The sequence below is a fragment of the Bacillus sp. FSL K6-0069 genome (assembly GCF_038007785.1).
Lineage (GTDB): Bacteria > Bacillota > Bacilli > Bacillales > Bacillaceae_G > Bacillus_A > Bacillus_A mobilis.
On sequence record NZ_JBBOXN010000001.1, the window covers coordinates 46904 to 63372 of the forward strand.

Genomic DNA, 16469 nt, shown 5'->3' on the forward strand with positions numbered 1-16469 from the left:
TGTGAGTTGCGGTTAATAATTGGGATAGATATATCGTGTTTTAAGTGTTCAATCTAAATTACAGCGAGGTGTAACGAAGTATATGTCAAAACGTTTAGATGAAATTAAAAGCGAATTAGATCACCATCTTGGAGAGAGACTGATGTTAAAGGCAAATAGTGGGAGAAGAAAAACAGTAGAACAATCAGGTGTACTTGCAGAAACGTACCGTTCTGTTTTTGTTGTACAATTGGATCAGCAAGAAGATGCGTTACAACGTGTATCATATAGCTATGCGGATGTTTTAACAGAGACAGTAGAGTTAACATTTTATGGTGAACCTCATAATGAAGTGATTTTATAATTGATGTAACGTTACATATATTCCCACAAATGAAAAGCTATATTATTTTGCATACTAATTATACCGTAGCAAAATAAGGAGGGACTCTGCATTGAGTAGACGAAGAGGTGTCATGTCAAATCAATTTAAAGAAGAGCTTGCAAAAGAGCTAGGCTTTTATGATGTTGTTCAGAAAGAAGGATGGGGCGGAATTCGTGCGAAAGATGCTGGTAACATGGTGAAACGTGCTATAGAAATTGCAGAACAGCAATTAATGAAACAAAACCAGTAGTTATAAGATACTTTCTATGCTACGGTAGCCGAGGAGTGATTCCTCGGCTTTTTGTACTCTAAAAGGTGCCATCATTTTACATAAGTAGTTTCATTCTGAATGCTTTTCGTTATAATTAGGGAAGTGTCATCGTCTTACTATAAATTTATGGTAAAATAAACGATAAAAGATTGAGTACATAGAGTGGGTGAATAGATTGAAGCTACTAGTGAAAGCACCAGCAAAGATTAATCTGTCGTTAGATGTACTGGGAAAAAGACAAGACGGATATCATGAAGTGAAAATGATTATGACAACAATTGATTTAGCGGATCGTTTAGAACTAATGGAATTAGCAGAAGACCGTATTGAAATTTTATCCCATAATCGGTATGTCCCAGACGACCAAAGAAATTTAGCTTATCAAGCAGCGAGATTATTAAAAGAGAAGTTTAATGTAAAAAAAGGCGTATCTATTACTATTGAAAAAACGATTCCAGTAGCAGCTGGATTAGCAGGTGGAAGTAGTGATGCAGCAGCGACATTACGTGGCCTTAATAAATTATGGAATTTAGGGCTTACAATTGACCAGTTAGCAGAGCTTGGCGCAGAAATCGGATCAGATGTATCGTTTTGCGTATATGGTGGGACAGCAATTGCCACTGGAAGAGGAGAGCAAATTGAGCACATAAAAACTCCACCTTCTTGTTGGGTTATTTTAGCAAAACCCCATATTGGTGTATCTACTGCTGATGTGTATGGAAATTTAAAGTTAAATCGAGTTACACATCCAAATGTAGATAAAATGGTTGATGTCATAAATGCCGGGGATTACAAAGGGATTTGTGATACTGTTGGTAACGTTTTAGAAGATGTAACGTTTGCGATGCATCCTGAAGTTGCACGTATTAAGGCACAGATGAAGCGATTTGGGGCGGATGCCGTATTAATGAGTGGAAGTGGCCCAACCGTATTTGGCCTTGTGCACCATGATTCGCGAATGCATCGTATATATAACGGATTAAAAGGATTTTGTGAACAAGTATATGCAGTACGTTTATTGGGAGAGCGAGAAACGCTTGAATAAAGACGTATAATACGTTATGATTTGTTTAGAATATTCGTGATTTGAGGTGGGAGTATGAAAATTAGACGAAGTACAAGATTAGTCGATATGACGTATTACTTGTTACAAAATCCTCGTCAGCTAGTTTCTCTCACTTTTTTTGCTGAAAGGTATCAATCAGCTAAGTCTTCCATTAGTGAAGATTTAGTTATTATTAAGCAAACGTTTGAACAACAAGGGGTCGGCACATTGCAAACGATACCAGGAGCAGCAGGAGGAGTGAAATATATACCATATATAAGTGCGGAAGAGGCAGATCTCATTATTGGAGAGCTTTGTAGCCTATTTGAAAATCCAGGTCGTATTTTACCCGGTGGTTACTTATATATGACAGATCTTTTAAGTAATCCTCGTCATATTAATGGCGCAGGTCGTTTGTTTGCTTCTGTTTTTGCTAGGCAACCAATTGATGCGGTTATGACGGTGGCAACGAAGGGGATTCCACTTGCTTATGCGGTGGCAAATTACTTAGATGTACCGGTAGTAATTGCAAGAAAAGATAATAAGGTAACAGAAGGCCCAACTGTTAGTATTAACTATGTATCAGGTTCTTCTAAGCGAATTCAAACAATGACGTTAGCAAAGCGTAGTCTTCCAGAAGGATCAAATGTTTTAATTATTGATGACTTCATGAAAGCTGGCGGGACAATTCAAGGTATGATGAGTATGTTAGAAGAGTTTAAGGCTAATGTTGTTGGTATTGGTGTATTAGTAGAATCCACGGATATCGAAGAAAGACTAATTAATAATTTTGTATCATTAATTCGCCTATCAGAAGTTGATGTGAAAGAAAAAGCGATTCAAGTGGAAAAGGGAAATTATTCACTGGCACCATTTGATGAAGGGCTTGTAGAGGCTGAGTAAAAAGGTAAAGCAGATCGCTTTATCTTTTTTTTATTCTATTTATAAATTATAAAATAGATGGACAAACTGCTTTTCGTGCACTATTTTTAAAGAGTAAAAATAAATAATAAAAGGGTGGAAAAATATGAAGGTTGTTCAAACAAGCAATGCACCACAAGCAATTGGACCATATTCACAAGGGATTATTGTAAATAATATGTTTTACAGTTCAGGACAAATTCCATTAACTGCAAGCGGAGAGCTTGTAGCAGGAGACGTGACAGTACAAACAGAGCAAGTATTTCAAAATTTACAAGCGGTATTAGAAGAAGCAGGTGCTTCATTTGATTCAGTAGTAAAAACAACAGTATTCTTAAAAGATATGGATGATTTTAATGCTGTTAATGACGTATACGGCTCTTATTTCTCTACTCATAAGCCAGCTCGTTCTTGTGTACAAGTAGCAAAATTACCGAAAGATGTTTCAGTTGAAATCGAAGTAATTGCCCTAGTTAAGTAGTTCTTTGTAAGCGATAACCTCCACTAATCTCTATATTCAATTACATTAAAAATTTTTATCTTAAAAATTTTTAAAAAATTAAAGGGAAAATAGAAAATTTGTGGAATTTATACAAATATATCGCTTATTTAGAAAAGGGTGGTGAACACAAGATGGAAGTGACTGACGTAAGATTACGCCGCGTAAACACAGAAGGCCGCATGAGAGCAATTGCCTCTATTACTCTAGACCATGAATTTGTTGTTCATGATATTCGTGTAATTGATGGTAATAATGGATTATTTGTAGCAATGCCAAGTAAACGTACTCCAGATGGAGAATTCCGTGACATTGCACATCCAATTAATTCTGGTACACGCTCTAAAATTCAAGATGCGGTTTTAACAGAGTATCATCGTTTAGGCGAGTTAGAAGAGGTTGAGTTTGAAGAAGCGGGTGCTTCGTAAAATTCGAATGAAAAGGGCTTTTTAAAGAAAGCCCTATAATTTTGCAACAAACTCCTGTAAGCATTTACAGGAGTTTGTTTTTTTTTTTTTTTGTGGTTTTATACATTTTATGTGCGGAAAATTCAGAATCAATTAAAATGAAGAAGAAAACTTCTAATTTTTTCAAAATCAATTTAAATAGTATAGCTTATTTCTTAAAAAAGATACTAAAGAGTAAAACATCGTATGAGAATTATGGTAAAATTTAATAGTTAAAATGTGTTTCTTGAAATATATGATGATTTAGGATAATATCGTTAATGGATAAATAGGTTGCGATGGAGGGTCTATATGTCAAACAGATTTGCAGTGATTCTAGCTGCAGGTAAAGGCACACGTATGAAGTCTAAGCTATACAAAGTGCTTCATCCTGTATGTGGAAAACCTATGGTACAACATGTTGTCGATCAAGTATCTCAATTAGGATTGCAGAAACTTGTAACAGTCGTAGGACATGGTGCTGAAATGGTACAAGAACAGCTAGGAAACGTAAGTGAGTTTGCATTACAAGCAGAACAACTTGGTACAGCGCATGCTGTAGATCAAGCTGCAAGTGTACTTGCAAATGAAGAAGGAACAACTTTAGTTATTTGTGGTGATACGCCGCTAATAACTGCTGAAACGATGGAATCATTGCTTCAGCAACATAAAGAAGCAGGGGCAATGGCAACGGTGCTAACAGCTTACATAGAAGAGCCTGCTGGATATGGTCGTATCGTTCGTAACGAGAATGGTCATGTTGAAAAGATTGTTGAGCATAAGGATGCAAATGAGAAAGAATTAGCTATTAAAGAAATCAATACAGGTACGTATTGTTTTGATAATAAAGCTTTATTTGCTTCGCTTTCTAAAGTTTCAAATGATAACGTACAAGGTGAATATTACCTGCCAGATGTTATTGAGATTTTAAAAAATGAAGGTCACATTGTATCGGCTTATCAAACAGAGCACTTCGATGAAACGTTAGGTGTTAACGACAGAGTCGCTCTATCGCAAGCGGAAATTATTATGAAAAACCGTATCAACCGAAAGAACATGGTAAATGGTGTTACGATTATTGATCCGAGTAACACGTATATTTCTGCTGATGCAATTATCGGTAGTGATACAGTTCTTCATCCAGGAACAATTATTGAGGGGAACACTGTAATCGGTTCTGATTGTGAAATTGGACCGCATACAGTAATTCGCGATAGTGAAATTGGAGATCGTACGACAATTCGTCAATCTACTGTACATGATAGTAAACTTGGTACAGAAGTATCGGTTGGTCCATTTGCACATATTCGCCCAGATTCAGTTATTGGAGATGAAGTACGCGTTGGAAACTTCGTGGAAATCAAAAAAACTGTTTTTGGTAATAGAAGTAAAGCTTCACACTTAAGTTATATCGGGGATGCACAAGTTGGAGAAGACGTGAATCTTGGTTGTGGTTCAATTACGGTGAACTATGACGGTAAGAATAAATTCAAAACTGTGATTGGTAACGGGGTATTTATTGGATGTAATTCAAACCTTGTTGCTCCTGTAACAGTTGAAGATGGTGCTTATGTGGCAGCAGGCTCTACAATTACAGAGAATGTTCCATCAAAAGCATTATCTGTAGCACGTGCACGTCAAGTTAACAAAGAAGACTATGTTGATCAATTGCTGAATAAGAAAAAATCATAATGTGGAGGGTTAATCTAGATGTCGACTCAATATCTAAATTCTAATTTGAAAGTATTCTCTTTAAACTCTAATAAGGAACTTGCTGAGCAAATTGCAAAGCACATTGGAGTAGGACTAGGAAAATGTTCTGTTGATCGTTTTAGTGATGGAGAAGTTCAAATTAACATTGAAGAAAGTATCCGTGGTTGCGATGTATTCATTATTCAATCTACAAGCTTCCCAGTAAACGAACATATCATGGAATTACTTATTATGATCGATGCATTAAAGCGTGCATCTGCAAAAACAATTAATATTGTTATTCCTTACTATGGTTATGCGCGTCAAGACCGTAAAGCGCGTTCTCGTGAACCAATTACATCGAAACTTGTAGCAAACTTGCTTGAAACAGCAGGTGCAACTCGTGTAATCACTCTAGATTTACATGCTCCACAAATTCAAGGGTTCTTTGATATCCCAATCGACCACTTAATGGGTGTACCGATTCTTTCAGATTACTTTGAAACAAAAGGTCTTAAAGATATCGTAATCGTGTCACCTGACCATGGTGGGGTAACTCGTGCTAGAAAAATGGCGGATCGCCTAAAAGCACCAATCGCTATTATTGATAAGCGTCGTCCTCGTCCGAACGTATCAGAGGTAATGAACATTATCGGTAATATTGAAGGTAAGACAGCAATTTTAATTGATGACATCATTGATACAGCTGGTACAATTACATTAGCAGCAAACGCTCTTGTTGAGAACGGTGCTTCTGAAGTATATGCTTGCTGTACACACCCAGTATTATCTGGTCCAGCAATTGAGCGTATCCAAAACTCAAATATTAAAGAGTTAGTTGTAACGAACTCTATCGTATTACCGGAAGATAAGAAAATCGACAAAGTACATGAACTTTCAGTTGCTCCATTAATCGGAGAAGCAATCATTCGTGTATACGAAGAAGAATCTGTAAGTGTATTATTCAATTAATTGGATAGAATGAGACGTAACCAAGATTGGTTACGTCTTTTCGTATCGAAAAAAGAAAGTAGTGGTACAAGAATGAAATTGATAGTAGGACTTGGGAACCCGGGTAGAGAATATGAATTAACAAGGCATAATATTGGATTTATGGCAATTGATGAACTTGCAAAGCGTTGGAATATTTCTTTGAATGAACAAAAATTTAAAGGAGTATTTGGTGCAGGATTTGTTAATGGGGAAAAAGTAATCTTATTAAAGCCACTTACATATATGAATTTATCTGGGGAAAGTATTCGTCCGCTCATGGATTACTATAAAATTGATGTTGAGGACTTCGTTGTTCTGTACGATGATTTAGACATTCCTGTAGGTAAATTACGCCTTCGTATGAAAGGTAGTGCTGGTGGACATAATGGTGTGAAATCAACAATTTCACATTTAGGAACACAAGAGTTTCAACGCATCCGCATGGGAATTGATCGCCCGAAAAATGGCATGAAGGTAGTAGATTACGTATTAGGACGTTTCACATCGGAAGAAATTCCTGATGTGGGTCATTCTATTGAAAAAGCAGCGGATGCATGTGAAGAATGGTTAAATAAACCTTTCCTTCAAATCATGAATACCTTCAATAGTTAAGGGTATGATTGGGAATATTTTGTTTTATTTTTACCCATACTAGTAGTAATTGGATTTTTAGGAGGCTAGTATGGAAGGTTATTATCATTGCAGACATTGCGGGAGTAATGTAGGCTCCGTTACTGCAGAAAAAGTATATAGCGACGTTTTATTTCAACTAACAGAGCAAGAAGTAGTAGAGATGATTCATTTTCATGAGAATGGAAATATATATATACAAACGATTTGTGAATCGTGTCAAGAAACGCTCGCATCTTATCCTGAGTATTATGAATATGAAAAATTTCTGCAATAAAATGTTGTCGCTTTGGCATGTCCAAAGCATTTTTCTGTTTTCTTTTTCCGAAATATTTGCATAAAATGTAGTGGCTTGCTCTTTATGTTGAGAGGGGTTTTGAAAATGATAGGTTTATTAGAGCAATTTTATAAAAATGAAGAGATCCAATCGGTTATTAATGGATTAGAAGATGGTTTAAAAGAACAGCTTGTATCAGGTATGGCAACCTCTTCTCGTTCGTTATTAATGGCGGCCTTATATAAAAAAACAAAAAAATCACAACTTATTGTGACGCATAATTTATATCAAGCGCAAAAAGTACATGAAGACTTAGTGGCGTTACTTGGTGAAAAAGATGTGTGGCTATACCCAGTAAATGAATTGATAGCATCAGAAATTGGTGTTGCAAGCCCAGAATTGAAGGCGCAACGTATTGAAGTGTTAAATCGTTTAGCTGCAGGAGAGAATGGGATTATTGTAGCACCGGTTGCGGGACTACGCAGATTTTTACCAATGAAAGAATTGTGGAAGCAAAGGCAAATCGAAATTAATCTAGGGCAAGAGATTGATTTAGATACATTCTTGCATACTTTACATCATATTGGTTATGAGCGTAAGTCGATGGTAGAGGCTCCTGGGGAATTCAGTTTGCGCGGGGGAATATTAGATATTTATCCATTAACTGAAGAGTTACCATTTCGTATTGAATTTTTCGACACAGAAGTTGATTCTATTCGATTATTTGATGTGGATGAACAGCGCTCTCAAGATAAAAAAGAAAGTGTTAGATTTGGTCCAGCAACAGAGTTTTTATTTTCACAGGAAGAATTGAAGTCGGGAATTAAGCGTCTTGAGGAAGGCTTAACTAAGACGATGCAAAAACTTTCCGATGATAAATTGAAGACTACAGTGCTTGAGACGGTAAGTCATGAAATTGAGATGTTAAAAAACGGGCAAAGTATAGAACAGATGTTTAAATATTTATCTATTTTCTATAACGAACCTGCTAGTCTGATAGATTATTTACCAGAAGATGGTATTGTGGTTTTAGATGAGATTTCCCGTATTCAAGAAACAGCATCACATCTTGAAACGGAAGAGGCGGAATGGTATATCTCGCTTCTTGGTGAGGGAACAATTATTCAAGATTTATCTTTCTCACACTCGTTTGAGGAATTTCTTCATCATAAAAAAAGAAGTTTTGTATATTTAACGTTATTCTTACGTCATATAGCACATACACATCCGCAAAATATTGTGAATGTGACATGTAAAACAATGCAAGATTTCCATGGGCAGATGCAGTTGTTGAAAACTGAAATTGATAGATGGAACGAAGGGCATTTTACGACTGTTGTGCTCGGAACTGATGATGAACGTGTGAAAAAATTACAACATATTTTAAGTGATTATGATATTGAGGCAGATATCGTAGAGGGCACAGATATATTATTGCCTGGAAGGTTACAAATTGCTGTAGGTGATTTACATGCAGGATTTGAAATGCCGATGCAAAAGCTTGTTGTTATTACTGAAAAAGAGCTTTTTCATAAGAAAGTTAAAAAATCACAACGTAAGCAAAAGTTATCTAATGCCGAACGTATTAAAAGTTATTCGGAATTAAAAGTTGGAGATTATGTAGTTCATGTTAATCATGGTATAGGTAAATTCTTAGGTATCGAGACGTTAGAGATTAATGGCGTTCATAAAGATTACCTGAATATTAAATATCAAGGTAATGATAAGTTATACGTTCCAATTGAACAAATTGACCAAGTGCAAAAATATGTAGGATCTGAAGGTAAGGATCCTAAAGTTTATAAATTGGGCGGAAATGACTGGAAAAAGGTCAAAACGAAAGTTGAAAAATCTGTACAAGACATTGCGGATGACCTAATTAAATTATATGCTGAACGCGAAGCCTCAAAGGGTTATGCATATACACCAGATACGGCAGAACAACAAGAATTTGAATCTTCTTTCCCGTATCAAGAGACAGAGGATCAATTACGTTCTATTGAAGAGATTAAGAAAGATATGGAACGTGGACGTCCGATGGATAGGCTTCTTTGTGGTGATGTAGGATATGGAAAAACGGAAGTAGCTATCCGTGCGGCATTTAAGGCAATTATGGATGAAAAACAAGTTGCCATTTTAGTGCCGACAACGATCCTTGCACAACAACACTATGAAACAATTCGAGAGCGTTTTCAAGATTATCCAATCAATATAGGATTATTAAGTAGATTCCGTACGAGAAAACAGCAAAATGAAACAATTAAAGGCTTAAGAGATGGTACGGTAGATATCGTAATTGGAACGCATCGTATTTTATCTAAAGATGTTACGTATAAAGATTTAGGTCTCCTTATTATTGATGAAGAACAAAGGTTTGGTGTAACGCATAAAGAAAAAATTAAACAATTAAAAGCAAATGTTGACGTATTAACATTAACGGCAACTCCGATTCCGCGTACACTCCATATGTCTATGCTTGGTGTGCGTGACTTATCTGTTATTGAGACACCACCAGAAAATCGTTTCCCAGTTCAAACGTATGTAGTAGAGTATAATCCAGCGTTAATGCGAGAAGCGATAGAACGAGAGCTTGCAAGAGGTGGGCAAATTTACTTCCTATATAATCGTGTGGAGGATATCGAAAGAAAAGCAGATGAAATTTCGATGTTAGTTCCAGACGCGCGTGTAACTTATGCACATGGGAAAATGAACGAAAGTGAATTAGAGTCTGTTATGCTATCGTTTTTAGAGGGACAGCATGATGTTCTTGTAAGTACAACAATTATTGAGACGGGTGTAGATATTCCGAATGTAAATACGTTAATTGTATTTGATGCAGATCGTATGGGATTATCGCAGTTGTATCAGCTTCGTGGGCGTGTCGGACGTTCTAATCGTGTTGCATATGCATACTTTGCATACAAACGAGATAAAGTGTTATCAGAAGTTGCAGAGAGGCGTCTACAAGCCATTAAAGAGTTCACAGAGCTTGGATCAGGTTTCAAGATTGCGATGAGAGACTTATCTATTCGTGGTGCAGGTAACTTGTTAGGTGCCGAACAGCATGGATTTATTGATTCTGTCGGATTTGATCTATATTCTCAAATGTTAAAAGATGCAATTGAACAGCGTAGAGGAACAGATGGGGTTGAAAATACAGTTAATGTTGAAATTGATTTAGAAGTAGATGCATATTTACCAGATGCTTATATTTCAGATAGTAAACAAAAAATTATGATGTATAAACAGTTTAGAGGCGTTTCTGCAATGGAGGATATTGAAGAGTTGCAGGAAGAGATGATAGATAGATTTGGTGATTACCCGCAAGAAGTTGGTTACTTATTACAAATTGCAAATATTAAAGTATTGGCAATGAAAGAACAAATTGAGTTAATTAAGCAAAATAAATTTGAAGTAACGATTCTGTTCTCAGAACAAGCAAGTCAAAATATTGATGGCGGAAAATTATTCATGCTTGGAAATAGTTTTGGACGTATGATTGGTTTAGGGATGGAAGGATCACAATTGAAAATCGTTATGAAAACAAATGGCTTAGAGACATCGAAGTGGTTAACAATTGCTGAAAATTTATTAAAAGGTCTACCAGATGTAAAAAAAGAAGTCATAAATGCCTAATATTAGATAAAAAAATACAATTCGGCGTGCATAGAAGAACTAATGTGTAAAATACTATGTCTAACAGTTGGTGATTTTTACATGAACAGGTAAATTCACCACTTTCATCATCAGTAGAAAGTGAGGCAGCATTAGAATGAAAGCAACTGGAATCGTACGTCGAATTGATGATTTAGGTAGGGTAGTAATCCCGAAGGAAATTCGTAGAACTTTACGTATCCGAGAAGGAGACCCATTAGAAATATTTGTTGATCGCGATGGAGAAGTGATTTTGAAGAAATATTCTCCGATTAGTGAACTAGGTGATTTTGCAAAAGAATATACGGAAGCTTTATACGATAGCTTAGGACATAATGTGCTTGTATGCGATCGTGATTCTATTATCGCGGTAGCAGGCATATCTAAAAAAGAATACTTAAATAAAAGCGTTGGCGATTTAATTGAGAAGACAATGGAAGATCGTAAGTCTGTAATTATGACGGATGAAAGCGAAATTTCAATTATTGATGGAGTAACAGAAAAAGTTAGTTCTTATACAATTGGCCCGATTGTTGCGAATGGGGATCCAATTGGAGCTGTTATTATCTTCTCTAAAGAGGCCATTATAAGTGAAGTAGAGCATAAGTCAGTAAATACAGCTGCGAGCTTTTTAGCGAAACAAATGGAGCAGTAAGGCCATATTGAATTTTAGAAGTAGCAATCTTTCCTAATTATGATATTTCTTCTTGAGAAATCAATTATTTGGAGATATATGTATATTGAAAAAAGGTAGCGCTTTGCTACCTTTTTTCGTTGAACATTTCTAGCGTTGCACGAACGTATTATTACTCGTGTAGGTAAGGAAGCTTGTCCTTTTCTTTATGATATAATACGAGGGGTGAGAATAGAAAAAGGAGTTTTCTTGTATGGAATCGAAGAAGTATCAAGCCTTTTGGCGTGGGGCTATTATATTAACAATCGCAAGTTTTGTTACAAAGGTATTAAGCGCTTTTTACCGTATTCCATATCAAAATATAGCGGGTGATATTGGTTTTTATATTTACCAACAAATTTATCCGTTTTATGGATTTTGTTTAATTTTAGCTACTTATGGATTCCCCATTATAATTTCAAAAATGGTTGCGGAACGATTAGAGCGAGGGAAACAAAAAGAAGCAGAAGAAATTATTTGTGTATCTTTTTGGTTTTTATTAGGAATTGGTTTCATAGGCTTTTTTACATTGTTTTTTGGTGCCGAAGCAATTGCAACAGCTATGGGCGATATACACTTAGATAAGTTATTACGTGTTATTTCATTTTCATTCATATTGATGCCGTTTCTATCTGTAGCAAGAGGATATTTTCAGGGGTTCAATAATATGATGCCAACAGCTGTTTCGCAAGTGATAGAACAAACGATTCGTGTTTCTATTATTGTATTTTTATCTCTATTCCTAATTGCTCACGGATTTGATTTATATACAGTCGGTGCAGGTGCTATGTTAGGTTCAATCGCAGGTGGACTGATTGGGATTATCGTACTTGTACTTTATATGCGTCATGACTTTCGTTCTATATTCTTCAAAAGTGTAAAGAGAATTAAGGGCAAAAAGAGGATCATTAAAATTCTGTTTTGGCAGGGATTGGCGATTTGTGTTAGTAACTTAGTACTTATTTTTATACAAATGGCTGATTCGGTTTCCTTCTATTCCTTACTTATTGGAGCAGGAGAGCCAGCTGAAAGTGCAAAGGTATTAAAAGGTGTGTATGACAGAAGTATCCCGCTTATGCAATTAGGGACTGTCGTGACAACTTCTTTCTCGTTGTCGCTTATTCCAATCATTACAGCGGCGAAGGAAAGAGGAGATCTTTCCTTTATTCGAGAAAAGGTAAAGTTAGCAATGAAAATAACATTTGTTATTGGGTTTGCAGCGGCCATTGGATTAACTTGTATTATTCAGCCTACGAATATTATGCTGTTTGAAAATAGTGATGGGTCAGATGTTTTATCCATTTTATCTTTATCTATTTTATTTAGTTCATTGTCGATTACAACTGCTTCTATTTTGCAAGGGTTAGGACAAACATTAAAACCAGCAATATTCGTTATATTTGGGAGTTGTTTAAAGTTAGCTTTAAATTATATATTAATGCCGTATTTTGGTGTGAAGGGAGCTGCAATCGCAACACTAGTTGCGTTACTTGTAATTTCTGTGTTAAATAGTGCATTACTTATGCAAGCCGTATCTGAATCGCTCATCGATAAACGTAATATGTTAGGTGTAGTTATTAGTGGTATCGGTATGGGATTTGTATTAATAATGTTTATGCGTGTGATGCAAATGTCTGGATTAGTAATTGATACGGAACATAGAGGAATCGCGACAATTGAGGCGTTGTTAGGTGTAGCTATCGGCGGATTGGTATATATGTTTTTAATTTTAAAATTACGTGTATTTACAAAAGCGGAAATAGGAACCGTTATGAAAAAAGAGAAAAAAGAAGGTTCTTTGAAGAAGAGTGGATAGAGGTGGCAGGTTGTGAGTGGAATCATTACTATTTTAGGATTAGGTGCTGGTGAGTTAGATCAGTTAACGATGGGTGTATATCGAAAAATAAAAGAAGCAGATCACATGTTTGTTAGAACGAAGGAACATCCCGTTATAGAAGAGTTGGAGAAAGAAGGTATACAATATACAGCCTTTGACAGTGTGTATGAAGCACATGATACGTTTGAAATTGTATATGAAACAATTGCGAATACATTGTTAGAACAAGCTGAAGGCGCAGAAATCATCTATGCCGTGCCAGGGCATCCGCTTGTAGCGGAAAGAACGGTTCAGCTACTATTGGAAAAAGGCGAAGTAGCGAATGTTGAAGTGCGCATTGAAGGTGGACAAAGTTTCCTTGATCCTATGTTTGCAAGTCTAAAGATTGATCCGATTGAAGGATTCCAATTAATTGATGCTACATCATTTGAAAGAGGGCAATTAGAATTACGTCAACATTTAATCTTTTGCCAAGTATATGACGCATTCGTTGCATCTGATGTGAAATTAACATTAATGGAGATGCTGCCAGATGATTATGAAGTGTATATCGTAACAGCTGCAGGGACTTCATTTGAACAAGTTAAAAAGGTGCCGTTGTACATGTTAGATCATGAAACGGAATTAAATAATTTAACGAGTGTATATGTACCACCAGTTCAGGAACGTGCGTCCTTGTATCAACAGTTTGACGTGCTTAGAGAAATTATTGCAGACCTTCGTGGACCGAATGGTTGTCCGTGGGATAAAAAGCAAACACATCAATCTTTAAAGAAGTATTTAATTGAGGAAGCTTATGAAGTGTTGGAAGCAATTGATGAAGAGGATGATGATCACTTAGTAGAAGAACTGGGTGATGTATTATTACAAGTTATGCTGCATGCCCAAATCGGAGAGGATGAAGGTTGGTTCTCTATAGATGATATTATTCGAACTTTATCTGAGAAAATGGTTCGTCGCCATCCGCATGTATTTGGGAATACAGATGTAAATAGTGCCGATGAAGTACTTGCTAATTGGGAAGAAATTAAAAAACAAGAAAAAGGATTCGTAAAAGAATCTGTTTTAAATGGAGTTCCAAAAAGTTTGCCACAGTTACTACGCGCTTATGAAATCCAGAAAAAAGCTGGCAAGGTTGGTTTTGATTGGGTTGATGTACAACCGATGATAGAAAAAGCTTTAGAAGAATGGCAAGAGTTCCAGCAAGAAGTTACAAACATGGATGAGGCGAAGATGTTAGGTGAATTCGGCGACTTACTATTTGCATTTGTGAATATTGCTCGTCATTATAAAATAGATCCCGAAGAAGCGTTACATTTAACGAATGAGAAATTCGTCGGTCGTTTCTTATACATGGAAGCAAAAGTAGCTGAAATGAATAAAGAGATGCAAGATTTATCATTAGAGCAGTTAGATGTTTTATGGGAAGAGGCAAAACAAACAGAACGTTAATAGGGGGATTTGATATGCGTCTAGATAAGTTTTTAAAAGTATCACGTTTAATTAAAAGAAGAACATTAGCGAAAGAAGTAGCTGATCAAGGAAGAATAGCAATTAATGGTCAAGTGGCAAAAGCGAGTTCGGATGTGAAAGTAGCTGATGAATTAACAATTCGTTTTGGTCAAAAAATAGTAACTGTAAAAATAAACGAATTGAAAGAAACGACTAAAAAAGAAGATGCAGCAAATATGTATAGCTTAGTTCGCGAAGAAAAAGTAAAGGCTGAAGAAGGCTTGTTCTAAAATCAATTATCCCTTCATACATTACTATTAGCTAGTATAAATGTATGGGGGGATTTACGTGAATAATGGTTACTCACCTATGTCTTCTAATCAACAAAATGTTTCTGTAGAGCATGATATTATTATGCGTGGCAGGCGTGTAATTGATATTACCGGTGTAAAGCAGGTAGAGAGTTTTGATAGCGAAGAGTTTTTGCTTGAGACTGTAATGGGCTTTTTAACAATTCGTGGTCAAAATTTGCAAATGAAAAATTTAGATGTGGAAAAAGGTGTTGTATCGATTAAAGGGAAAGTTCATGAGATGCTGTATATTGATGAGAATCAAGGGGAGAAAACTAAAGGATTCTTTAGTAAGTTGTTTAAATGAGCCTAACAATTCAGTTGTATACGATGCTCTCAATGATCGGAATGGGTGCTTGGGTTGGGGCATCTTTAGATACATACCAACGATTTTTAAATCGTCAGGAACGTAAACGTTGGCTTGTATTTATATATGATATACTATTTTGGATTGTCCAAGCATTATTCGTTTTTTACGTATTGCTTCTTGTAAATGAAGCTGAACTACGTATATATGTATTTTTGGCATTATTATGTGGTTTTGCGGCGTATCAAAGCTTATTGAAAGCAATATACATGAGATTGTTAAATTTTCTCATCTATATTTTTATGCAAACAACACACTTTTTTGTTCAAATTATAAAGCTACTCATGATAAAACCTGTTATTATTATAGCGCAGCTATTTATTGCATTTATATTATTCTTATTTCGTATACTGCTTTCAATTGGACATGTGTTATGGAAAATGGTGATTTGGATATTACTTTTCATATGGAAAGTTTTTTTCTGGCCTGTTCGATTTATTGCTTCGCTCATATGGAAACTTCTCCCTAATCGTGTTAAACTTTTTATAATGAAACATGTAGGGTTCCTGCAATATATAGCAAAATTAAAGGGACATATCTTCCAATTATGGGAGCGTATAAAAAAGAAGTTAGGGGGACCTCGGAAATGAGGGAACTGAGACAAAGAACAATCGAAAAACAGAGTCCAAATCCTGTTAAAGAGCATATAATACAAACGGATGAGAACAGGAAGCGACTTTATCGCCGTTTAGCGGTTTTTCTTGTCTTTGCTTTTACAATTATTGCGAGTATTAGTGTAACGTTTTATCAACAAAACAGTTCCATTAGAGCAAAAGAAGCAAAAGTTAAGGACATGAAAAAAGAACTGGATTCATTAACGAATAAAGAAAAGAGTCTAAAAGACGAAGTTCAAAAGTTAAATGATGAAGAGTACGTATTAAAGATTGCTAGAAGGGATTATTTCTTCTCTGGAAAAGGGGAGATAATTTTTCCTGTTTCTAAGTAGAGTATGTCTTATTGACACTATATTTTAGGATTATATATAATAAAGTAAAATT

The 16469-nt window shown here is 35.7% G+C and carries 18 protein-coding genes; all 18 read left to right on the forward strand.

Annotation, left to right across the window (positions count from 1 at the left end):
• Positions 1-82: 82 nt before the first annotated feature.
• The 18 genes from veg to divIC all read left to right on the forward strand — a co-directional run bounded on the left by veg (position 83) and on the right by divIC (position 16417).
• Positions 83-343 (forward strand): biofilm formation stimulator Veg, encoded by a 261-nt coding sequence (gene veg / locus MHB74_RS00250; protein WP_061678917.1) that lies wholly within the window; start codon positions 83-85, stop codon positions 341-343.
• A 91-nt stretch (positions 344-434) separates the two neighbouring features.
• Positions 435-614 (forward strand): acid-soluble spore protein SspF, encoded by a 180-nt coding sequence (gene sspF / locus MHB74_RS00255; RefSeq protein WP_001985066.1) that lies wholly within the window; start codon positions 435-437, stop codon positions 612-614.
• A gap of 196 nt (positions 615-810) precedes the next feature.
• Positions 811-1680 (forward strand): 4-(cytidine 5'-diphospho)-2-C-methyl-D-erythritol kinase, encoded by an 870-nt coding sequence (ispE, locus tag MHB74_RS00260; protein ID WP_000772099.1) that lies wholly within the window; start codon positions 811-813, stop codon positions 1678-1680.
• A 54-nt stretch (positions 1681-1734) separates the two neighbouring features.
• Positions 1735-2583, forward strand: a complete 849-nt coding sequence (gene purR / locus MHB74_RS00265) for a pur operon repressor (protein WP_061678916.1) — start codon at positions 1735-1737, stop codon at positions 2581-2583.
• 124 nt (positions 2584-2707) lie between these two features.
• Positions 2708-3082 (forward strand): RidA family protein, encoded by a 375-nt coding sequence (locus tag MHB74_RS00270; protein ID WP_048542187.1) that lies wholly within the window; start codon positions 2708-2710, stop codon positions 3080-3082.
• 152 nt (positions 3083-3234) lie between these two features.
• The gene (gene spoVG, locus MHB74_RS00275) at positions 3235-3528 is read left to right on the forward strand and encodes a septation regulator SpoVG (protein ID WP_000454041.1); all 294 of its coding nucleotides are present in this window, start codon (positions 3235-3237) and stop codon (positions 3526-3528) included.
• A gap of 330 nt (positions 3529-3858) precedes the next feature.
• Positions 3859-5238, forward strand: a complete 1380-nt coding sequence (glmU, locus tag MHB74_RS00280; protein ID WP_061678915.1) for a bifunctional UDP-N-acetylglucosamine diphosphorylase/glucosamine-1-phosphate N-acetyltransferase GlmU — start codon at positions 3859-3861, stop codon at positions 5236-5238.
• Between the two features lie 18 nt (positions 5239-5256).
• On the forward strand, positions 5257-6210 hold the full coding sequence (locus MHB74_RS00285; protein WP_002174555.1) for a ribose-phosphate diphosphokinase: 954 nt from the start codon (positions 5257-5259) through the stop codon (positions 6208-6210).
• 72 nt (positions 6211-6282) lie between these two features.
• Positions 6283-6843: an aminoacyl-tRNA hydrolase gene (pth, locus tag MHB74_RS00290; RefSeq protein ID WP_080000234.1), complete on the forward strand. Its 561-nt coding sequence runs from the start codon at positions 6283-6285 to the stop codon at positions 6841-6843.
• Positions 6844-6913: 70 nt separating this feature from the next.
• On the forward strand, positions 6914-7138 hold the full coding sequence (locus MHB74_RS00295) for an anti-sigma-F factor Fin (protein ID WP_061678914.1): 225 nt from the start codon (positions 6914-6916) through the stop codon (positions 7136-7138).
• Positions 7139-7243: 105 nt separating this feature from the next.
• Positions 7244-10774, forward strand: a complete 3531-nt coding sequence (gene mfd / locus MHB74_RS00300) for a transcription-repair coupling factor (RefSeq protein ID WP_061678913.1) — start codon at positions 7244-7246, stop codon at positions 10772-10774.
• A gap of 136 nt (positions 10775-10910) precedes the next feature.
• Positions 10911-11447, forward strand: coding sequence for a stage V sporulation protein T (spoVT, locus tag MHB74_RS00305; protein WP_000648309.1), 537 nt, complete (start codon positions 10911-10913; stop codon positions 11445-11447).
• A 232-nt stretch (positions 11448-11679) separates the two neighbouring features.
• A complete protein-coding gene (locus MHB74_RS00310) occupies positions 11680-13281 on the forward strand; it encodes a putative polysaccharide biosynthesis protein (protein ID WP_061678912.1) in 1602 nt (533 codons plus the stop codon).
• Positions 13282-13293: 12 nt separating this feature from the next.
• Complete coding sequence (mazG, locus tag MHB74_RS00315) at positions 13294-14754, forward strand: nucleoside triphosphate pyrophosphohydrolase (RefSeq protein ID WP_061678911.1); 1461 nt, start codon at positions 13294-13296, stop codon at positions 14752-14754.
• Positions 14755-14768: 14 nt separating this feature from the next.
• Positions 14769-15044, forward strand: coding sequence for an RNA-binding S4 domain-containing protein (locus MHB74_RS00320; RefSeq protein ID WP_001234875.1), 276 nt, complete (start codon positions 14769-14771; stop codon positions 15042-15044).
• Between the two features lie 58 nt (positions 15045-15102).
• Entirely contained in the window at positions 15103-15411 is a 309-nt protein-coding gene (yabP, locus tag MHB74_RS00325; protein WP_001059101.1) for a sporulation protein YabP, read from the forward strand.
• Positions 15408-16061 carry a spore cortex biosynthesis protein YabQ gene (gene yabQ, locus MHB74_RS00330; protein ID WP_061678910.1) on the forward strand — a complete coding sequence of 218 codons (654 nt, stop codon included), beginning with the start codon at positions 15408-15410 and terminating at the stop codon, positions 16059-16061. Before yabP ends, yabQ begins: the two co-directional genes overlap by 4 nt.
• Positions 16058-16417, forward strand: a complete 360-nt coding sequence (divIC, locus tag MHB74_RS00335) for a cell division protein DivIC (RefSeq protein ID WP_001208737.1) — start codon at positions 16058-16060, stop codon at positions 16415-16417. The genes yabQ and divIC overlap by 4 nt, the downstream gene beginning before the upstream one ends.
• Positions 16418-16469 lie beyond the last annotated feature (52 nt).

Coding starts and splice junctions, on each gene's coding strand:
- veg (WP_061678917.1), top strand. CDS start 83: ATGTCAAAACGTTTAGATGAAATTAAAAGCGAATTAGATCACCATCTT.
- purR (WP_061678916.1), top strand. CDS start 1,735: ATGAAAATTAGACGAAGTACAAGATTAGTCGATATGACGTATTACTTG.
- MHB74_RS00270 (WP_048542187.1), top strand. CDS start 2,708: ATGAAGGTTGTTCAAACAAGCAATGCACCACAAGCAATTGGACCATAT.
- spoVG (WP_000454041.1), top strand. CDS start 3,235: ATGGAAGTGACTGACGTAAGATTACGCCGCGTAAACACAGAAGGCCGC.
- glmU (WP_061678915.1), top strand. CDS start 3,859: ATGTCAAACAGATTTGCAGTGATTCTAGCTGCAGGTAAAGGCACACGT.
- MHB74_RS00285 (WP_002174555.1), top strand. CDS start 5,257: ATGTCGACTCAATATCTAAATTCTAATTTGAAAGTATTCTCTTTAAAC.
- pth (WP_080000234.1), top strand. CDS start 6,283: ATGAAATTGATAGTAGGACTTGGGAACCCGGGTAGAGAATATGAATTA.
- MHB74_RS00295 (WP_061678914.1), top strand. CDS start 6,914: ATGGAAGGTTATTATCATTGCAGACATTGCGGGAGTAATGTAGGCTCC.
- mfd (WP_061678913.1), top strand. CDS start 7,244: ATGATAGGTTTATTAGAGCAATTTTATAAAAATGAAGAGATCCAATCG.
- spoVT (WP_000648309.1), top strand. CDS start 10,911: ATGAAAGCAACTGGAATCGTACGTCGAATTGATGATTTAGGTAGGGTA.
- MHB74_RS00310 (WP_061678912.1), top strand. CDS start 11,680: ATGGAATCGAAGAAGTATCAAGCCTTTTGGCGTGGGGCTATTATATTA.
- MHB74_RS00320 (WP_001234875.1), top strand. CDS start 14,769: ATGCGTCTAGATAAGTTTTTAAAAGTATCACGTTTAATTAAAAGAAGA.
- yabQ (WP_061678910.1), top strand. CDS start 15,408: ATGAGCCTAACAATTCAGTTGTATACGATGCTCTCAATGATCGGAATG.
- divIC (WP_001208737.1), top strand. CDS start 16,058: ATGAGGGAACTGAGACAAAGAACAATCGAAAAACAGAGTCCAAATCCT.